This window comes from Peribacillus sp. NPDC046944 (assembly GCF_050272735.1).
GTDB lineage: Bacteria > Bacillota > Bacilli > Bacillales > DSM-1321 > Peribacillus.
In genome coordinates, this window is record NZ_JBNNML010000008.1 from 36,120 (window position 1) to 52,412 (window position 16,293).

The following is a 16,293-nucleotide window of genomic DNA, read 5'->3' on the forward strand; positions in this document are numbered from 1 at the left end:
ATTCCGAATTTCGGAACCGTATGAATTAGTTTACAAACTATCAATCTATGAGAAAAGTATTAAGTTATCGTTGAAATGGAGGAAACAATCATGCATACAGTTGATTTGAATTGTGATTTAGGAGAAAGCTTTGGAGCCTATCGAATGGGAAATGATGAAGAAATTTTAAATTATGTTACTTCAGTGAATGTTGCGTGCGGTTTTCACGCTGGGGATCCAACTGTTATGAGAAAAACAGTTCAGTTAGCTTTGGAAAAGGATGTAAAGATCGGTGCCCATCCTGGTTTACAAGATTTAATGGGTTTTGGTCGACGAAATATTAATATTTCCCCTCAGGAAGCTTATGATATTGTGGTGTATCAGATAGGTGCATTGAATGGTTTCTTGCAATCTGAAGGAGGACGGATGCAGCATGTCAAACCACACGGGGCACTTTATAATATGGCGGCTCAAAACAAAGATTTGTCACTTGCCATTGCAGAAGCCGTATATAAAATTAATCCACAACTAATATTATTCGGTTTGTCGGGAAGTGAATTGATACGCGCTGGTCAATCTATTGGTTTACAGACTGCTAGTGAAGTGTTTGCCGATCGTACATATCAAGATGATGGCTCATTGACATCTCGAAGGGAAAAGAATGCATTAATTGAAAGCGACGATGAAGCTGTAGCTCAAGTGATTAAAATGGTTAAGGAAGGAAAGGTCTTGTCCCAGCAAGGAACGGAAGTAGCAATAAAGGCAGATACGATTTGTATACATGGAGATGGAACTCACGCATTAAGTTTTGCGAGTCATGTTAAAAAATCGTTAAAGTTATCTGAAATTACAGTCAGTTCGTTTGCATAATAACAAACATCTAGGAGGTAGATTCTATTGGAGCCAATCAAAAATACATCGGTACATAAAATTCCAAATAAGTTAAAAACCAATAAAACTTTATTGTTGGGTGCAGCATTTCTTATGGCAACGTCAGCTATTGGACCAGGATTTTTAATGCAAACAACGGTTTATACTCAAAGTCTGGCAGCAAGTTTTGGATTCGTGATTCTTATTTCTGTTATTCTCGATATTTTTGCTCAAACTAATGTGTGGCGAATTATTGCTGTATCTGAAAAAAGAGGACAAGAGATTGCTAACATGGTTCTTCCTGGGCTAGGTTACGTTTTAGCGGCTCTCATCGTTCTGGGAGGTCTTGCATTTAATATAGGGAATATCGCTGGAGCTGGACTTGGTTTAAACGCGATGACAGGGATGTCTCCAACAACTGGAGCAGCCATTAGCGCTGTCATTGCTGTTTTAATTTTTGTGGTGAAAGAAGCAGGAAAAGCCATGGACCGATTTACACAGATTGCTGGCTTTGTAATGATCTGTTTGATGGTTTACGTAGCATGGACAACCTCTCCTCCAGTAGGGGAAGCGGTAGTGAAGACATTTGCTCCCGATAAGATAGATATTATTGCAATCGTTACGTTAGTTGGGGGATCTGTGGGTGGTTATATTACATTTGCAGGTGGACATCGTCTATTAGATGCGGGAGTCAAAGGTGTCGGTGCCCTTCCAGAAGTTACGAAAAGTTCCGTAGTAGGCATTTTAATTACCACCGTTATGAGAATTGCTTTATTTCTAGCTGTCTTGGGTGTTGTTTCAAAAGGTTTGCAAATTGATTCTGAAAACCCCGCAGCATCCGTATTTCAACTTGCCGCTGGAAATGCTGGCTATAAAATTTTTGGTGTTGTTATGTGGGGAGCTGCCATAACATCAGTAGTAGGTGCTGCTTATACTTCCGTTTCATTTATCAGAACATTCAGCCAAAGGATAGAGAAAAAAGCGAATTGGATTATTATTGGCTTTATCCTTCTTTCCACCATTTGCTTTTTATTAATAGGTAAACCGGTTAAAGTACTCCTTGTGGTAGGGGCAATTAACGGCCTCATTTTACCGATAGCTCTTGGAACACTATTAATCGCCGCTTATAGGAAGAATATTGTAGGTGACTATAAACATCCATTGTGGCTAACGATTTCCGGTGTGTTCGTTGTAGTTGTTATGGCATTGATGGGTGGGTATACATTAATTACCCAACTACCATCACTATTTTAATAGCATTCAATAAAAGAGCAAAATCCAATTACATAGGAGATGTCTAATATGATTGATTTTTCCAAAGCGAGCCCTGCAGAGTTACGCTCCATGATCCGTAATAATGAATGGACCAAACCGACTGCTGGGATGGCAAATGGGTATGCGCAAGCAAACCTTGCTATCTTAAAAAAGGAGCATGCATTCGATTTTTTGTTATTTTGTCAACGTAACCCTAAGTCTTGCCCTTTACTGGATGTAACTGAAATTGGTTCTCCTGTTCCTAAGTTCGCTGCTCAGGCAGGAGATATCCGTACAGATATCCCTAAATATCGCATCTATAAATATGGTGAATGGGTAGAAGAAGTGACGGATATTTCGGATTATTGGGAAGATGATATGGTGGGATTCCTAATCGGTTGCAGCTTCACTTTCGAACATGCTTTGTTGAACAATGATATTTCGATTCGTCATATTGAGGAAGACTGCAATGTTCCTATGTATAAAACGAATATTCCTTGTATAGAAGCAGGTATTTTCCATGGGGAAATGGTAGTAAGCATGCGCCCGATTCCTCAAAAGGATGTCGTTCGAGCTGCTCAGGTTACCTCACGATTTCCTGCCGTACATGGTGGACCAATCCATATCGGAAACCCAGAGGCGATTGGCATCTCCTCTATTGATCAACCGGATTTTGGTGATGCGGTGACCATTCATGAAGGGGAAGTTCCGGTGTTCTGGGCATGTGGTGTTACGCCTCAATCCATCGCGATGGAAACAAAACCAGCCATTATGATTACGCATGCACCAGGACATATGTTCATAACAGATATCCGGGATGAAAAGTTGGGTGTTTTATAATAAAAGGAAAGAGATGAGTTCTATGCCGGAAAAGCTTTCAAGTAAAACAAATGTTGTACTATCTCCATTAGGCGATTCCGCAATCGTGATTACATTTGGAAATGAAATGAAGGGTAACGTTCATAAAAAAATAAAAATATTCAAGGACATGCTTGAAGAAGAACCATTTATAGGTTTCATAGAATGTGTACCGGCTTTTACAAACTTGACGGTCTATTATGATGCGTTGATGATTTATAACGAACAAAAGCAAAAAAGTAAAGAGGCAAGCATTTCCCCATATGAATTCGTCCAGACAATCATCGAAGCAAAATTACAGCAGGTGAAGAAGGATAAAGCCCTGGACCAACGGACGATCAGTCTGCCTGTTTGTTATGGAGGGGAATTTGGACCGGATCTGGAGCATGTTGCTCGCTTCAATCATTTAACTACGGATGAAGTCATTCATATCCATTCTAGTGGAGAATACTTAGCCTATATGATTGGTTTTGCACCGGGTTTTCCATTTTTGGGTGGGCTTTCTGAAAAAATCGCAACGCCTAGAAGGCGGTCACCTAGGATGAACATACCAAAAGGTGCAGTTGGAATTGCAGGAATGCAAACGGGTGTATATCCCATCTCAACACCTGGGGGATGGCAATTAATTGGTCAAACACCATCTACTTTATTTCTACCTAATGAATCACCGCCGAGCTTGTTACAAGCAGGAGATAAGGTGAAATTCATTCCCATTTCTTCTGTGGAGTATAAAGAAATTGCTCGTAAGGAGGAGTTAAAATGAGTATGCGTGTCTTGAAACCAGGATTGTTAACAAGTATCCAGGACCTTGGAAGAAAAGGGTTACAGCAGCACGGAGTGATCGTAAGCGGAGCCATGGATCCTTACTCTCTTCGCATTGCCAATATGTTGGTTGGCAATGAAGAAGGAGAAGCCGCCCTGGAAATCACCTTATTGGGACCGACTCTTATAATAGAAAAAGATTGTTTAATTGCAATAACGGGTGGCAATTTATCACCGACCATTAATGGAGAAGCCGCGCCGATGTGGAGACCTATTTTTGTGAAAAAAGGAGCGGTTCTTGCATTCTCGGGATGTCGATCAGGCTGTCGAGCATATTTGTCTGTTGCGGGTGGATACTCCATTCCCTCCATCATGAATAGTAAAAGTACATATTTAAGGGCAGGAATGGGCGGATATAAGGGAAGGGCCTTGCAAGTGGATGATGTGATAGATTTTAATGAAGCTTCTCCTCATCATGCGAAGTACGGGTTAAATGTATTCTCTACAGTCAAATGGTTTGTTAACGAAAAGGATTTTATGCCCGAAAATAAGCCGGTTATCCGAGTTACAAATGGAAGCCAATACGGATTTTTTACGGAGTCCAGTAAAGTTCAATTCGAACAAGAGTCATTTAAAGTATCCAACCAGTCTGACAGGATGGGGTATCGAATTTCAGGGCCTTCGCTTGAATTAAAAGAAAAGCGGGAGCTGTTGTCAGAGGCGGTAACGAATGGTTCCATTCAAGTTCCACCTGATGGCAATCCTATCATCTTACTAGCGGATAGCCAAACAACCGGGGGATACCCCAAAATTGCTCAAGTCATTACGGCTGATATCCCATTTATCGGACAAGTCAAACCAGGGGATTCCATCCAATTTGCTAAGGTTACTTTAAGAGATGCGGAACAGTCATATCTTAAAAAGGAACAACTGCTAAAAGAATTGAAGATTTCGATTGCATTAGCCCTGAAGGGGTTTAAATGATTTATTAATATAGGGAAAGGTTCAATTACCATGAACGTCTTACTTAAGACATTCTTTCGGAAATGGGCCTCTACTTATTTTTTCCATCATTTATAATGAAATATAGGAGAGGTGAACAAAGCTCTTCCAATAAATAATGGATACTTAAAATAAGAATGGGGACATTGTATGCAAGCTCATAATAAAACGGTAGTCAAATCTATGCAAATTCTTACCCTTTTCCTGAATCATCCCAAACTGTCATTTAACGAAATGATGGATTATTCCAACCTACCGAAAACTTCATTGCATCGTATGGTTGTGTCATTAGAAGAAATGGGATTTTTAACAAAAGATGATGATGGCTATTATTCATTAGGCCTTATTTTCTTACAGCTTGGTCAACTAGTAAGTGAACGTTTGGATATTAGGAAAATCGCCTACCCCATTATGAAAGAACTTCGGGATGACGTTGAAGAGGCTGTGAATCTCATTATCAGGGATGCAGACGAAGCGATGTATATAGAAAAAGTTGATACGAAGCAGCCTGTACGCCTTTATACCTCCATTGGTAGGCGCTCACCACTTTATGCAGGGGATTCTAGAATCATCCTTGCCTATTTACCTGAAGAAGATCGGGAATCGTATATAGAAAAGGTAGAATTAAAGTCAATGGCCATAGGAACGATCAATGATAAAACAATCCTTCGTCAGGCTTTGGATGAGGCGAAGAAAAACGGGTATACGATCACTTCTTCTGAACTTGAAAATTATACAAAATCCGTTAGTGCACCCATACTTAATGGGGATAATCAAATTGTCGCCGGTATTAGTGTAGCGGGTATCGAAGCACGATTTAAAGAAGATCGTTTACCAGAATTAATTGAAAAAGTAACGAATGCAGCTAAACAGATTTCTTGGAAATTGGGATTTAAAACTTCATAGTTTCATGTAGCCAAGACCTTCAGTAGGGGGAATAGAGAATGAAATCACTCTCTCGACCAGTAACAGCGATAAGCATCGCTTTCGTTGTAATCATATGGGGACTATGTTGGCCGGTCTATAAAGTGGCACTCGATTATTCACCACCACTGCTTTATGCAGGAATGCGTACATTATTAGGCGGAATGCTATTAGCCTTAACTCTTCTTCCCCAATGGAAGAAGATTCAGTGGAAGAAAAATTGGTACATCTATGTAATCGTTGCATTTTTCAATACAATCATATTCAATGGTGTCCAAACGATTGGCCTTCAATATTTACCTTCGGGGTTGTTTTCGGTCATCGTTTATCTTCAGCCCGTTTTAGTCGTGTTAATAGCTTGGAAATGGTTGAAAGAATCATTATCCGCCATTAAAATCATGGGGTTAATGATTGGTTTTACTGGGGTGGTGCTTGTATGTCTGGATGGAATTTCCGGTAAAATCTCTTATGTTGGTATTATACTAGCACTTATTACTGCAACTGGATGGGCATTCGGTGTGGTCTATGTAAAGAAGACCAGTACACAAGTGCATGGACTTTGGCTGGTGGCGATGCAAAGCATCATTGGTGGTTTGTTTCTGACAGGCAGTGGTTTGGCAGTAGAAAATGCATCGAATATTGAGTGGAATTCAACGTACATATCCTGTTTGATTTTCGGATCAATCTTTAGTATGGCATTAGCTACCGCAGTGTATTTCAAGTTAATGAGTTCTGGCGAAGCAAGCAAAGTTGGATCTTTTACATTTCTTGTTCCTTTAATAGCCGTTGGGATAGGAACCATATTCTTAGGTGAACCATTTACTGTATCCCTCCTTGAAGGCATGGTCCTCATCTTACTTAGCATCTATTTAATTAATCGAAAAGGTGCATCGAAAGTTGCTAAAGTGAAAGGCAAAAATGTGGTTTAACAACATTTCTGCCTTTTACTTTTGCGTTAGGGGACTAGTTAATGTAGGTATAAAGGGCGTTATGGTCAAACCTGCTTTATCCACCTCGTTTACCCTATTTCATCTAAAAACCAAATTATAAATGATTTTACCTATTGTAAAAATATACCTTTTATTTTATGGTTAGTTTAGATAAAAGAAAAAAGATTCATAGGGAAAAATCATGAAGTTTCAAATGTTAGCATGACGGAAGCGCGGTATTCTAGTCGCAATGTTATGTAAGCGCTTCCTTTACGGAAACTTTAACGTTATCCCAGCCAATTAAAGCCTATGGATGATTTCTATTAGCGAAAGAGATTTTACCAAATAAAGATATCGAGAGCATTTAGGGGAAGGGTGTATATTCTTTTTTCCTGACTTCATGGTTATCTTGACTGACTGGGCTTTACAGTTCATCTAGAATGATAAAGCACCGAGAATCGCTTGCTGTCAAAATCATTGCAGGAGGTGTAGGTATGAAGCTTTCAGAATTACTTGATAAGAACATTCGAGAGTTCGGTGAATATCCTTTTATATTCTCTGGTGGCAAACAGTATACAAATGTAGAAACCATGAACTATGCCAATCAGCTCGCCAATGGATTGCAAAATCATGGAGTGGATAACGGCGAACGGATAATAGTCATTATGCCGAATTCCCCGGAAGTGTTATTTGCCTATCAGGGAATCACGAGGGCGGGAGCGGTGATTGTACCTGTCATGTATACTTTACATCCAAAGGAAATCGCCTTTATTGCCGATAATTGCGGAGCCAAATTGATTATTACCTCTTCTTTACTTCTTGATAATATTGTACAGGCGATGGAGTTAATGGATGAGCGGCCATCCGTACTCGTAGTTGATGCACCTACTACCGAACAAGCCCAGAATTTCTATGATTATCTGTCCCCATCACCTGATCGTGATGCGAAGTTGATTGAAGTGATGCCTGAGGATACGGCTGTCATCCTTTACACGTCAGGAACGACCGGGAATCCAAAAGGAGTCAAGCTAACTCATAGAAATCTATGTTCCAATGCAGAAAACTCAGTAAAACACTCTAATGTAGAACGTGGAACGACACTTGGAATTCTTCCTTTGGCACATGTGTTTGGGCTTACCATTTCTCATACATGCTACATAGTGGGAAGTTCCATTGTAGTATTTCCGCGTTTCGAACCGAAAGAAGTATTGGCAGCAATTGAAACCCATAAAGTAAGAGCGTTTTCTGTAGTCCCTGCCATGATTCATGCTTTGGTAGCTTTCCCCACAGCCGGTAACCATGACACAAGCAGTTTGGAATCAGTAAGTTCTGGATCTGCACCCTTGCCTATAGCATTACTGAATGCATTTGAACAAAAATTCGGTGCTAAGGTGTTTGAAGGCTACGGATTATCTGAAGCGGCTCCCATCGTAACGGCACATACTAAAGACCGCCCGATTAAACCAGGATCCGTGGGAATTCCGATACCAGGGGTAACAATAAAGATTGTGAATGAAGAGAACGAAGAGGTTCCAAGAGGAGAAATCGGTGAATTACTTGTCAGTGGAGATAATGTGACCCCTGGCTATTTCCGGAATCAAGAAGAAACCGATCGTACTGTAAAGGAAGGCTGGTTATATACCGGAGATCTAGGACGCTTGGATGATGAAGGGTATCTATACATTGTCGATAGAAAAAAAGACCTTATCATTCGGGGCGGATTCAACATTTATTCAAGGGATGTGGAAGAAGTTCTTAGTAAGCATTCAGGCATTTCTGAAGTTGCGGTTGTTGGTGTACCAGACGAGAGAATGGGTGAGGAGTTAGTTGCCTGTGTTGTGAAAGACCCGTCCTCGCGCGTATTGGAAGAAGAATTGATTCTTTATTGTCAGGACAACCTTGCCAAAAATAAAACGCCAAAGAGAATCATATTTTTAGATAGTTTACCACGAAATGGAGTAGGAAAGATTTTAAAGACCCATTTAAGAAAAATGGTAAATATGACGGATTTAACAGATTCTAAAAAAGGATGATTTCCAATCTTGAGAGGGGTTTTCAATGATGAGAAAGACCATTACCGCAACTTCAAGAGGATTAATGATTGATTCATTTCCATATCGCTTATATCAAAAAGCAAAAAAGGTGGGAACATGGAATCCCGCTACCATTGATTATACAAAGGATGCTGAGGACTGGGGGATTTTATCGATAGGACAAAAAAATAGCATCCTTCGACTACTTTCACAATTTCAGGCTGGAGAAGAAGCCGTTACCCTCGATTTATTACCGCTCATCATGGCAATAGCAAAAGATGGACGGATTGAAGAGGAGATGTATCTGACCACTTTCCTATTTGAAGAAGCGAAACATACAGAATTCTTCAGGACGGTTTTGGATGCTATAGGTGAAAAAGGTGAATTGAACCCTTTGTTAACTGACACGTACAAGCAAGTTTTCCATGTTATATTACCTACTGCCATGGAGCGTCTGATTACAGATCAGTCACCAGAGGCCATTGCCGATGCAGCCACTGTATATAACATGTTTGTAGAAGGGGTTCTTGCTGAAACTGGTTATTTTTCTTTCTATAAGTCTCTGGAAAAATCGAAATTAATGCCTGGTTTGCTTGAGGGAGTCGGTAACTTGAAAAGAGACGAATCTCGCCATATAGGGTATGGAACATTTCTGTTGCAACGATTGATTTGCGAACATCCCCATATATATGATGATGTCGTCATGAAACGAATGGAAGAGCTCACTCCTTTGGCATTCAAGATTATAGATGAAGGGTTTCAAGAACCTGACCTGGAAGCCTTCGATAATGATCCTGATGAATTCGTGAATTTTGCCATGAAACAATTAAAAGTCAGAATGGAAATTTTGTCCCGGGCTAGAGGGAAGAAAATCGAAGACATTTACAAAACGACTGAAAGTGATGTTGGTGTTTATTGATAAGATAAATCAAACAAATACTTTTAATAAATTGAAGTGAAAATGTTCAGTGTATATGGGATTATAGATAAGCTCAACCATTTCAAGGAATGGCTGGGCTTTTTTTGTGCGGCCCGGCAAGGGTGCAATTTAAATATAGAGTGTAAGTCCCAATCTATGGTGACAGTAGTAATGGTTAGCCTAATGTAAGTGTTTCCAAGATAGCACAGAGAAATGACGCGGATAATAGAGGAAAGAATGTAATCTTACCCTGGGGAGGGCCTGACGACAGCCAAGTAACTTGGAAAGCTACCCACCGATGGTCAGCTGAATCATCAATACTAAAGGGCATAGTACTATGAAAAAGAAGGAACAAACGGACTAAGGAGGATGAATGATATAAACGTCTTATTGTTCCATACATCTCGGTAGAATATTATTAAAAAAAGCCCTGTAAAATAAGAGTGTCTTATTTTACAGGGCTTTTCCTATGGTTAAGTTATAATAGTTTATTCAATCAACGAATACATTTTTCTTATGCCATTTAAAGTATGGTTTATTATCAGGATGAAGGGGGATTTTTATGCCCTTTCTTAGCTGGTACGTATCATATTTTTCTTCGGGAATCTGATTAGAAATATGTAGTCTGCCTTGACCGTCAAAGGAGATAAGGCCTTTTTCATACAAGGCATCATGATTGAAGCATAATAATAATCCATTATACGGGTTAAGGCGCTCATCATCGGTACTGTCCTTCCATGGTTTAGAGTGACTACTCTTTAGTAGGGCATCCATTTCTATTCCGCATAGCGGGCATTTATGATTCCAAAGAGGTATAACCGATTTTCTGAATTTTTGTTGGCCACAGCGAATGTTCATTTTGGCTTCCGATTCTGTTTCAGCAAGAAGTGCTTGTAGCGGATTCCGCTCTTTAGCAATGACTTCATCGACAGAGAGTTCTAATTGATCTTCATCGGAATTGAAGATGTTAAGCATACTCATATATTCTAAAAGTTTTAGTGTAAGTTCTTCATTACAAGGATATAGGTATCCTGAATTGCCGGTTGCATCCTCCTGGAATGCTGAATATTTAATAGGAAGAAATGGAGCAATACCGTCAAAGTATTCACGAATATTCAGGGGTACCTCCAATTCACGATACTCGGTTTTAACTAGATAACCATTATCTGTCCATCTAGTATGATTTCGAATTTTTTGAGGTTTGTTATCTTCTTGACAACCCTTTTTTACAATACTTATCGCGACAATCGATCCCTTTACATAATGGAAAATCCGATCTCCACTTTTAACTTCTTGCATCAGTTTAGATGAGTGAGGTACTAAACCGGATTTATCGATTTGAGGAGACCAGATGATCCCTAAATGTTTTTCTTCTTGATAGGTAGTACCTTGCATGACAATAAAACTATTCAACGTCTTTCCTCCTACTTGCTACGATATGCGATTTAAATGAAAGAGCTGGTTTGCTTACTCTTTGGACATATTCTATGTAACTTATCATACCTTAATTATTTTAGAAATGTAACGATAACGTGTCAAATGACGAAGTATGTATGCGGGGTGAAAGAACTCATCCTGGGAAACCCATTCTAATGTAATGTATAGAGCGGGGATATACTAATCTGAAGTAAAAAAAGAGTAAGCATCAAACAGTTACAGTGTTTGATGCTTACTCTAGTTGGTTTTCTGTAATGCGCTTAATGGCATTCAAATCATTAGTTAAGAATTCGAACGGCTTTTACGAAAAGAGGTTTCCAGTATGAACCGTTGATGTTTGCATACGATACACCTTTGGAAGTTGAAGCATTAATCATTTGATTATTCCCCGCATAAATTCCTACGTGATTAATCACTCCATCATGATTAGTATCATAAAACACCAAATCACCCTTTTTCAATGAATATGAAGAAACAGGTACTCCCATTTGAGCTTGGCCAGTTGATGTGCGAGGCAAGGAGATCCCTGCTGCTTGGAATGCTTTCATGGTAAATGATGAGCAATCAAAGGCATCAGTGCGCGATGTGCTTGCAGCATATTGATACTTGGCCCCTAAGTATTTTTTAGCGGCGTTTAAAACGCGGTCCACTTCAGAAGAGGCAGAAGACACAGTCTTTGTAGCAGCTGTAGTTGCCTTTCCAGAAAGTTTAATAGTCTGTCCAATACGTAAAGTATTAGCATTTTTGATGCTAGGATTTAATGAAAGTATAGCTTTGACGGTCGTTTTATTTTTACTTGCAATTTTGGAGAGACTGTCCCCAGACTTAACTTTATATGTACTGCCCGATTTGTTTGCTGTACTGGTTGCACTAGATGTAGTGGCTTTTCCAGAAAGTTTTATGGACTGTCCAATACGTAAAGTATTAGCATTTTTGATGCTAGGATTTAATGCTAGCAAAGCTTTGACAGTCGTTTTATTTTTGCTTGCAATTTTGGAGAGACTGTCTCCTGACTTAACCTTATATGTACTGGTTGAACTGCTTTTTGCAGCTGTAGCACTAGTTGAAGTAGCTTTTCCAGAAACAATGATGGATTGTCCAATGCGAATTCGGTCTGAATTGGAAATGGTAGGGTTCAATTTCAATAATGAATTTAGCGAAAGATTATACTTTTTAGCAATTCCACTTAACGTATCCCCAAGTTTAACCACGTGTTTCTTTGTTGAAGTTGTACTTTTCACCGTGGATTCATTTATCTTTAACACTTGTCCAGGGAAAATAAGGTTATTAGAAAGTTTATTTTGCGATTTTAACTTTTGAACGGTTGTATGATTTGCTTTAGCAATTTTATATAGACTATCACCTGATTTTACATGGTATGTACTAGCATAAGCTGAATTGCTGGCAAATAGGGTACCTATGATAGAACCCGCGATAATGAAAGATTTTTTTGAACTATTCATAAAAAGGAAGATTCCTCCTGATATTCTATAATATTATTGCACTATTTTTATAGCGCAATAATATTATAAGGCAATTAACCCAATAAAATATTAAAAATAGAAAAAAATTCTGATTTAAACATTAAATTATCATTGCTTATATTACAGGGATGTTACGAAGTGTCGGAATGTTGATGTGAGCAAGTGAAGGGTGAGCCCTATTACCTATAAGGTTTCAATAATTTAGAAAATATATATATTGCAAGTCAATGATTTATTTTTGTTAAAGGTACCCTTAAATGGATTGATTGCTACATTGCAATTTTGAAAAGGTAAAATGTAACACAATCTACAAGATGGCCTTATATATTTTAAACGATATACTTCGCATAAATTGTCTGAAAAGAGTATAGTAGTAGAATTATTCCGACTATTTTTAAGCATATTGTAATAGTTAATACTTTCATTTAGAATAATACCCATTACTACGAATCATTATCATATAAATATCCTTGTATAATATCAGTGATAAGGTCTGATAGTTTCTACCTGGCTGCCATGAAAAGCCGGACTACAGGGAAGCATGAATAAAAGAGATGAAACCGTTATAGGTAGCATTTTGTAAGTCACTTTGTGATTCTTGCAGAAGGTCCCACTATTACTTTGTTTTTTTGAAGAGGCTCTTATTTTTCATGCTTTCTGTCCAGTGGCCGAAAGCATGAAAAATAAGGGCTTTTTTATGTATGCATTCAACAGTAAAAGATAAAGGAAGAGGGTGCCGTATGTATTTCTTATTGAATATTCTAGGGGTATTGGTTGTCATGGGTATCGTATACTTGTGCTCACCTAATAGAAAAAACGTGAAGTGGAAAATCATTCTTACGTTGCTTGGCATTGAATTGGTTATTACATGGTTCATGTTGTCGACCACCATCGGAACATGGGTCATTAAACAGATTGCTACTTTCTTCACCTGGTTGATTGCATGTGCTAATGAAGGAATCTCTTTCGTTTTTCCTTCTGTTATGGCAAACGAACAAGTGGATTTCTTTTTCAGTGCGTTGATGCCGATCATCTTCATTATTACGTTTTTTGATATTCTATCGTATTTCGGCATCCTGACCTGGATAATAGACAAAGTCGGTTGGCTCATTTCGAAAGTGTCAGGATTACCGAAATTGGAGAGCTTCTTTTCTATCCAGATGATGTTTCTTGGGAATACGGAGGCTCTCGCTGTTATCAGGATGCAATTAAGTTCTTTAAAGGATCAGCGTTTGCTGACCTTTGGAATTATGAGTATGAGCAGTATAAGCGGTTCGATTATAGGTGCGTATTTATCCATGGTTCCGGCTGAATTTGTATTCGTCGCTATTCCATTGAATTGTTTAAATGCCTTGCTTATAGCCAATATGTTAAATCCTGTTACTGTCAGTAAAGAGGAAGATGTCGTATATATTCCTACAAAAGAGGAACGTAAAGACTTCTTTTCAACCATTTCAAACAGTATGCTAGTTGGAGTCAAGATGGTGATCGTCATTATGGCCATGGTAATCGGCTATGTCGCATTAACGGCTAGCCTTAACGGTATTTTAGGGCTTGCGGTAGATGGGTTGACAATCCAAAAAATCTTTTCTGTCATCTTTAGCCCATTCGCTTTCTTGTTTGGATTAAACTGGGATGATACGATGTATGTTGCTCAATTAATGGGAATCAAACTGGCAACGAATGAATTCGTAGCCTTGCTCGACTTGAAAACACAGATCAGCGGTTTGGCCCCGCATACAGTAGCTGTGGCCGTTACGTACCTGACCTCATTTGCGAACTTTAGTACAGTCGGCATGATTTACGGAACGTTCAATTCGATTCTAGACGAGGAAAAATCGAGTATCATTGGAAGGAATGTTTGGAAGCTATTGCTTAGTGGAATGGCAGTCTCCATGCTAAGTGCCATGATTGTTGGATTGTTTGTTTGGTAACGCTGTGTATTATAGTTTACTAGATCACCTTAAATATTGCGGTTTTAATACGTGAATGAAAAACAAATTAGCCAAGTGATTTTTAGGAATCCTTGGCTATTTGGAATTTAATAATGAAAATCTGTTCTGTTGGAAGAAAATTAATTCCAGCTTTTAACAAACTGTGGACGAGTCTAAATTTCCTTTTTGTATTATTAGAGAAAAAGGCTTAAAGCAAATGTTTTGGATGCAGAATTTTCTGGTTGACCTCGTGATTTTCTATCTAGTTACAAAATATGTTAAATCTGAACGAGTGAATCCAAATATATAATTGTAAATATTTAAAATATTTGGTATATTTAAATAGAAAATTGAATATGTAAATTATTTGGTGCGAATAACATGATTGATTTTATTCGCTTAAAAGGGAAATCGGTTTGATTCCGATGCTGTCCCGCAACTGTATTTGGGAGCGATTCGAAGATGCCACTGTTTCTATGCAGATAGAAATGGGAAGGTTCGAAAAGCGATGATCATAAGCCAGGAGACCTGCCAACTAATCATGCATCAATTACCTACGAGGATAGGAGGTGTTAATTACGAATATTTGGCATGAATTTTCATGTTTATTTAGGCAACCATTCGTTAATTAACAACTTCCATTGGAAGTTGTTTTTTTAATGTAAAGACCATTTTCTTTTTGGTTAGGGTATTGAAAGAGAATTCAAAAGTATGAATGGTTAAAGAAGATACACCTGTTATGTTAACGCTTTCATTTGAATAGGAGGAGTAAAAATGTCGATACAAGAAAACTATTCACCTGGATTGGATGGGATTATAGCTTCAGAGACAAAACTTTCATTTCTTGATACGGTCCAGAGTGAAATTATAATCCAAGGATATGATTTGATTAAATTGGCTGAAAATACAGATTACCTGGATATCGTTAATTTACTATTAAATGATAATCTGCCAACCCTAGAGGAAAAAGCGTTCTTAGAGAAAACACTGAAGGAAGAATATGAAATACCAACTGATATTTTAGAAATATTCAAGCTATTACCTGACAAAACACATCCCATGGATGCGTTAAGAACGGGAATTTCCGCATTAGCTGGATATGAACAGCTAATTGATGATCGCTCAACTTCAGCCAATATTGAACGCGCTTACAAATTATTAGGGAAAGTACCCACTATCGTAGCTAATAGTTATAGAGTGCTGAAAAATCAAGAAGTTGTCCTTCCTAATAAGGATTTATCTTATAGTGCAAATTTCTATTACATGATTACTGGTAAAGTGCCAACAGAATTGGAAGAAAGGATTTTCGATCAATCCTTATTATTGTATAGCGAACATGAAATGCCGAATTCTACGTTTACAGCTCGAGTCATCGCTTCTACACAATCCGATTTGTATGGTGCGTTAACCGGAGCGGTTGCTTCGTTGAAAGGCAATTTACATGGTGGAGCAAATGAAGCGGTCATGTACATGCTTTTGGAAGCTGGAACAGTTGAAAAGTTCGAGCAGTTGCTTGAAAAGAAATTAGCAAACAAAGAAAAGATAATGGGTTTTGGTCATCGTGTTTATATGAAGAAGATGGATCCAAGAGCCCTAATCATGAAAAAAGCGTTAAAACAACTCTGTGACAATAAAGGAGACGACCTCCTTTATAGAATGTGCGAAGCTGGCGAAGAGGTCATGGTAAGAGAGAAAGGCCTTTATCCGAATTTGGATTATTATGCAGCACCTGTATATTACATGCTAGGTCTACCCATTGAAATCTATACACCTATTTTCTTTAGTGCTAGAACAGTAGGGTTATGCGCTCATGTGGTTGAACAACATGCAAACAACCGACTTTTTAGGCCTCGAGTAAATTATATAGGCGAGCGTCGTAACCACACTATTTTAACCAACTAAAAAAAT

The 16,293-nt window shown here is 38.5% G+C and carries 13 protein-coding genes and 2 riboswitches; of the genes, 11 read left to right on the plus strand and 2 right to left on the minus strand.

The genetic code is table 11. The annotated features are described in order from the left end of the window. The first annotated feature begins 90 nt into the window (after positions 1-90). The 9 genes from pxpA to ACQKIC_RS15225 all read left to right on the plus strand — a co-directional run bounded on the left by pxpA (position 91) and on the right by ACQKIC_RS15225 (position 9,530). Positions 91-849, plus strand: a complete 759-nt coding sequence (gene pxpA / locus ACQKIC_RS15185; RefSeq protein ID WP_427591817.1) for a 5-oxoprolinase subunit PxpA — start codon at positions 91-93, stop codon at positions 847-849. Between the two features lie 114 nt (positions 850-963). Next, positions 964-2,103: an NRAMP family divalent metal transporter gene (locus ACQKIC_RS15190; RefSeq protein ID WP_402873167.1), complete on the plus strand. Its 1,140-nt coding sequence runs from the start codon at positions 964-966 to the stop codon at positions 2,101-2,103. A 48-nt stretch (positions 2,104-2,151) separates the two neighbouring features. Next, complete coding sequence (locus ACQKIC_RS15195; protein ID WP_427591818.1) at positions 2,152-2,943, plus strand: putative hydro-lyase; 792 nt, start codon at positions 2,152-2,154, stop codon at positions 2,941-2,943. A 13-nt stretch (positions 2,944-2,956) separates the two neighbouring features. Beyond that, positions 2,957-3,724 carry a 5-oxoprolinase subunit PxpB gene (pxpB, locus tag ACQKIC_RS15200; protein ID WP_427668676.1) on the plus strand — a complete coding sequence of 256 codons (768 nt, stop codon included), beginning with the start codon at positions 2,957-2,959 and terminating at the stop codon, positions 3,722-3,724. Further along, positions 3,721-4,707: a biotin-dependent carboxyltransferase family protein gene (locus ACQKIC_RS15205; RefSeq protein WP_427591820.1), complete on the plus strand. Its 987-nt coding sequence runs from the start codon at positions 3,721-3,723 to the stop codon at positions 4,705-4,707. The genes pxpB and ACQKIC_RS15205 overlap by 4 nt, the downstream gene beginning before the upstream one ends. Positions 4,708-4,875: 168 nt before the next feature. Continuing rightward, positions 4,876-5,631 (plus strand): IclR family transcriptional regulator, encoded by a 756-nt coding sequence (locus ACQKIC_RS15210; RefSeq protein WP_427591821.1) that lies wholly within the window; start codon positions 4,876-4,878, stop codon positions 5,629-5,631. Positions 5,632-5,669: 38 nt separating this feature from the next. Then, a complete protein-coding gene (locus tag ACQKIC_RS15215; RefSeq protein ID WP_427591822.1) occupies positions 5,670-6,578 on the plus strand; it encodes a DMT family transporter in 909 nt (302 codons plus the stop codon). Between the two features lie 494 nt (positions 6,579-7,072). Then, positions 7,073-8,611, plus strand: coding sequence for a class I adenylate-forming enzyme family protein (locus ACQKIC_RS15220; RefSeq protein WP_427591823.1), 1,539 nt, complete (start codon positions 7,073-7,075; stop codon positions 8,609-8,611). A 28-nt stretch (positions 8,612-8,639) separates the two neighbouring features. Beyond that, entirely contained in the window at positions 8,640-9,530 is an 891-nt protein-coding gene (locus ACQKIC_RS15225) for a R2-like ligand-binding oxidase (protein ID WP_427591905.1), read from the plus strand. A gap of 492 nt (positions 9,531-10,022) precedes the next feature. Here ACQKIC_RS15225 and ACQKIC_RS15230 read toward each other — a convergent pair whose 3' ends face one another. Together ACQKIC_RS15230 and ACQKIC_RS15235 are read right to left on the minus strand one after the other, a co-directional pair. Further along, positions 10,023-10,943: an HNH endonuclease gene (locus tag ACQKIC_RS15230; RefSeq protein WP_427591824.1), complete on the minus strand. Its 921-nt coding sequence runs from the start codon at positions 10,941-10,943 to the stop codon at positions 10,023-10,025. Positions 10,944-11,245: 302 nt separating this feature from the next. Continuing rightward, positions 11,246-12,430, minus strand: a complete 1,185-nt coding sequence (locus ACQKIC_RS15235; protein WP_427591825.1) for a LysM peptidoglycan-binding domain-containing protein — start codon at positions 12,428-12,430, stop codon at positions 11,246-11,248. A gap of 471 nt (positions 12,431-12,901) precedes the next feature. Beyond that, a riboswitch (purine riboswitch) is annotated at positions 12,902-13,003 on the plus strand. Between the two features lie 188 nt (positions 13,004-13,191). Between ACQKIC_RS15235 and ACQKIC_RS15240 the strand changes: the two genes are divergently transcribed. Together ACQKIC_RS15240 and mmgD are read left to right on the plus strand one after the other, a co-directional pair. After that, entirely contained in the window at positions 13,192-14,385 is a 1,194-nt protein-coding gene (locus ACQKIC_RS15240) for a NupC/NupG family nucleoside CNT transporter (RefSeq protein ID WP_402989635.1), read from the plus strand. Positions 14,386-14,736: 351 nt separating this feature from the next. Beyond that, a riboswitch (cobalamin riboswitch) is annotated at positions 14,737-14,935 on the plus strand. Between the two features lie 224 nt (positions 14,936-15,159). Continuing rightward, positions 15,160-16,287 carry a citrate synthase gene (gene mmgD, locus ACQKIC_RS15245; RefSeq protein WP_427591826.1) on the plus strand — a complete coding sequence of 376 codons (1,128 nt, stop codon included), beginning with the start codon at positions 15,160-15,162 and terminating at the stop codon, positions 16,285-16,287. The last annotated feature ends 6 nt before the right edge of the window (positions 16,288-16,293 follow it).

Bases quoted from the DNA above. Each gene is read 5' to 3' on its own strand.
- ACQKIC_RS15190 (WP_402873167.1), top strand. From the start codon at position 964: ATGGCAACGTCAGCTATTGGACCAGGATTTTTAATGCAAACAACGGTT.
- ACQKIC_RS15220 (WP_427591823.1), top strand. From the start codon at position 7,073: ATGAAGCTTTCAGAATTACTTGATAAGAACATTCGAGAGTTCGGTGAA.
- mmgD (WP_427591826.1), top strand. From the start codon at position 15,160: ATGTCGATACAAGAAAACTATTCACCTGGATTGGATGGGATTATAGCT.
- ACQKIC_RS15240 (WP_402989635.1), top strand. From the start codon at position 13,192: ATGTATTTCTTATTGAATATTCTAGGGGTATTGGTTGTCATGGGTATC.
- ACQKIC_RS15205 (WP_427591820.1), top strand. From the start codon at position 3,721: ATGAGTATGCGTGTCTTGAAACCAGGATTGTTAACAAGTATCCAGGAC.
- ACQKIC_RS15235 (WP_427591825.1), bottom strand. From the start codon at position 12,430: ATGAATAGTTCAAAAAAATCTTTCATTATCGCGGGTTCTATCATAGGT.
- pxpA (WP_427591817.1), top strand. From the start codon at position 91: ATGCATACAGTTGATTTGAATTGTGATTTAGGAGAAAGCTTTGGAGCC.
- ACQKIC_RS15215 (WP_427591822.1), top strand. From the start codon at position 5,670: ATGAAATCACTCTCTCGACCAGTAACAGCGATAAGCATCGCTTTCGTT.
- ACQKIC_RS15225 (WP_427591905.1), top strand. From the start codon at position 8,640: ATGAGAAAGACCATTACCGCAACTTCAAGAGGATTAATGATTGATTCA.
- ACQKIC_RS15210 (WP_427591821.1), top strand. From the start codon at position 4,876: ATGCAAGCTCATAATAAAACGGTAGTCAAATCTATGCAAATTCTTACC.
- ACQKIC_RS15195 (WP_427591818.1), top strand. From the start codon at position 2,152: ATGATTGATTTTTCCAAAGCGAGCCCTGCAGAGTTACGCTCCATGATC.
- pxpB (WP_427668676.1), top strand. From the start codon at position 2,957: ATGAGTTCTATGCCGGAAAAGCTTTCAAGTAAAACAAATGTTGTACTA.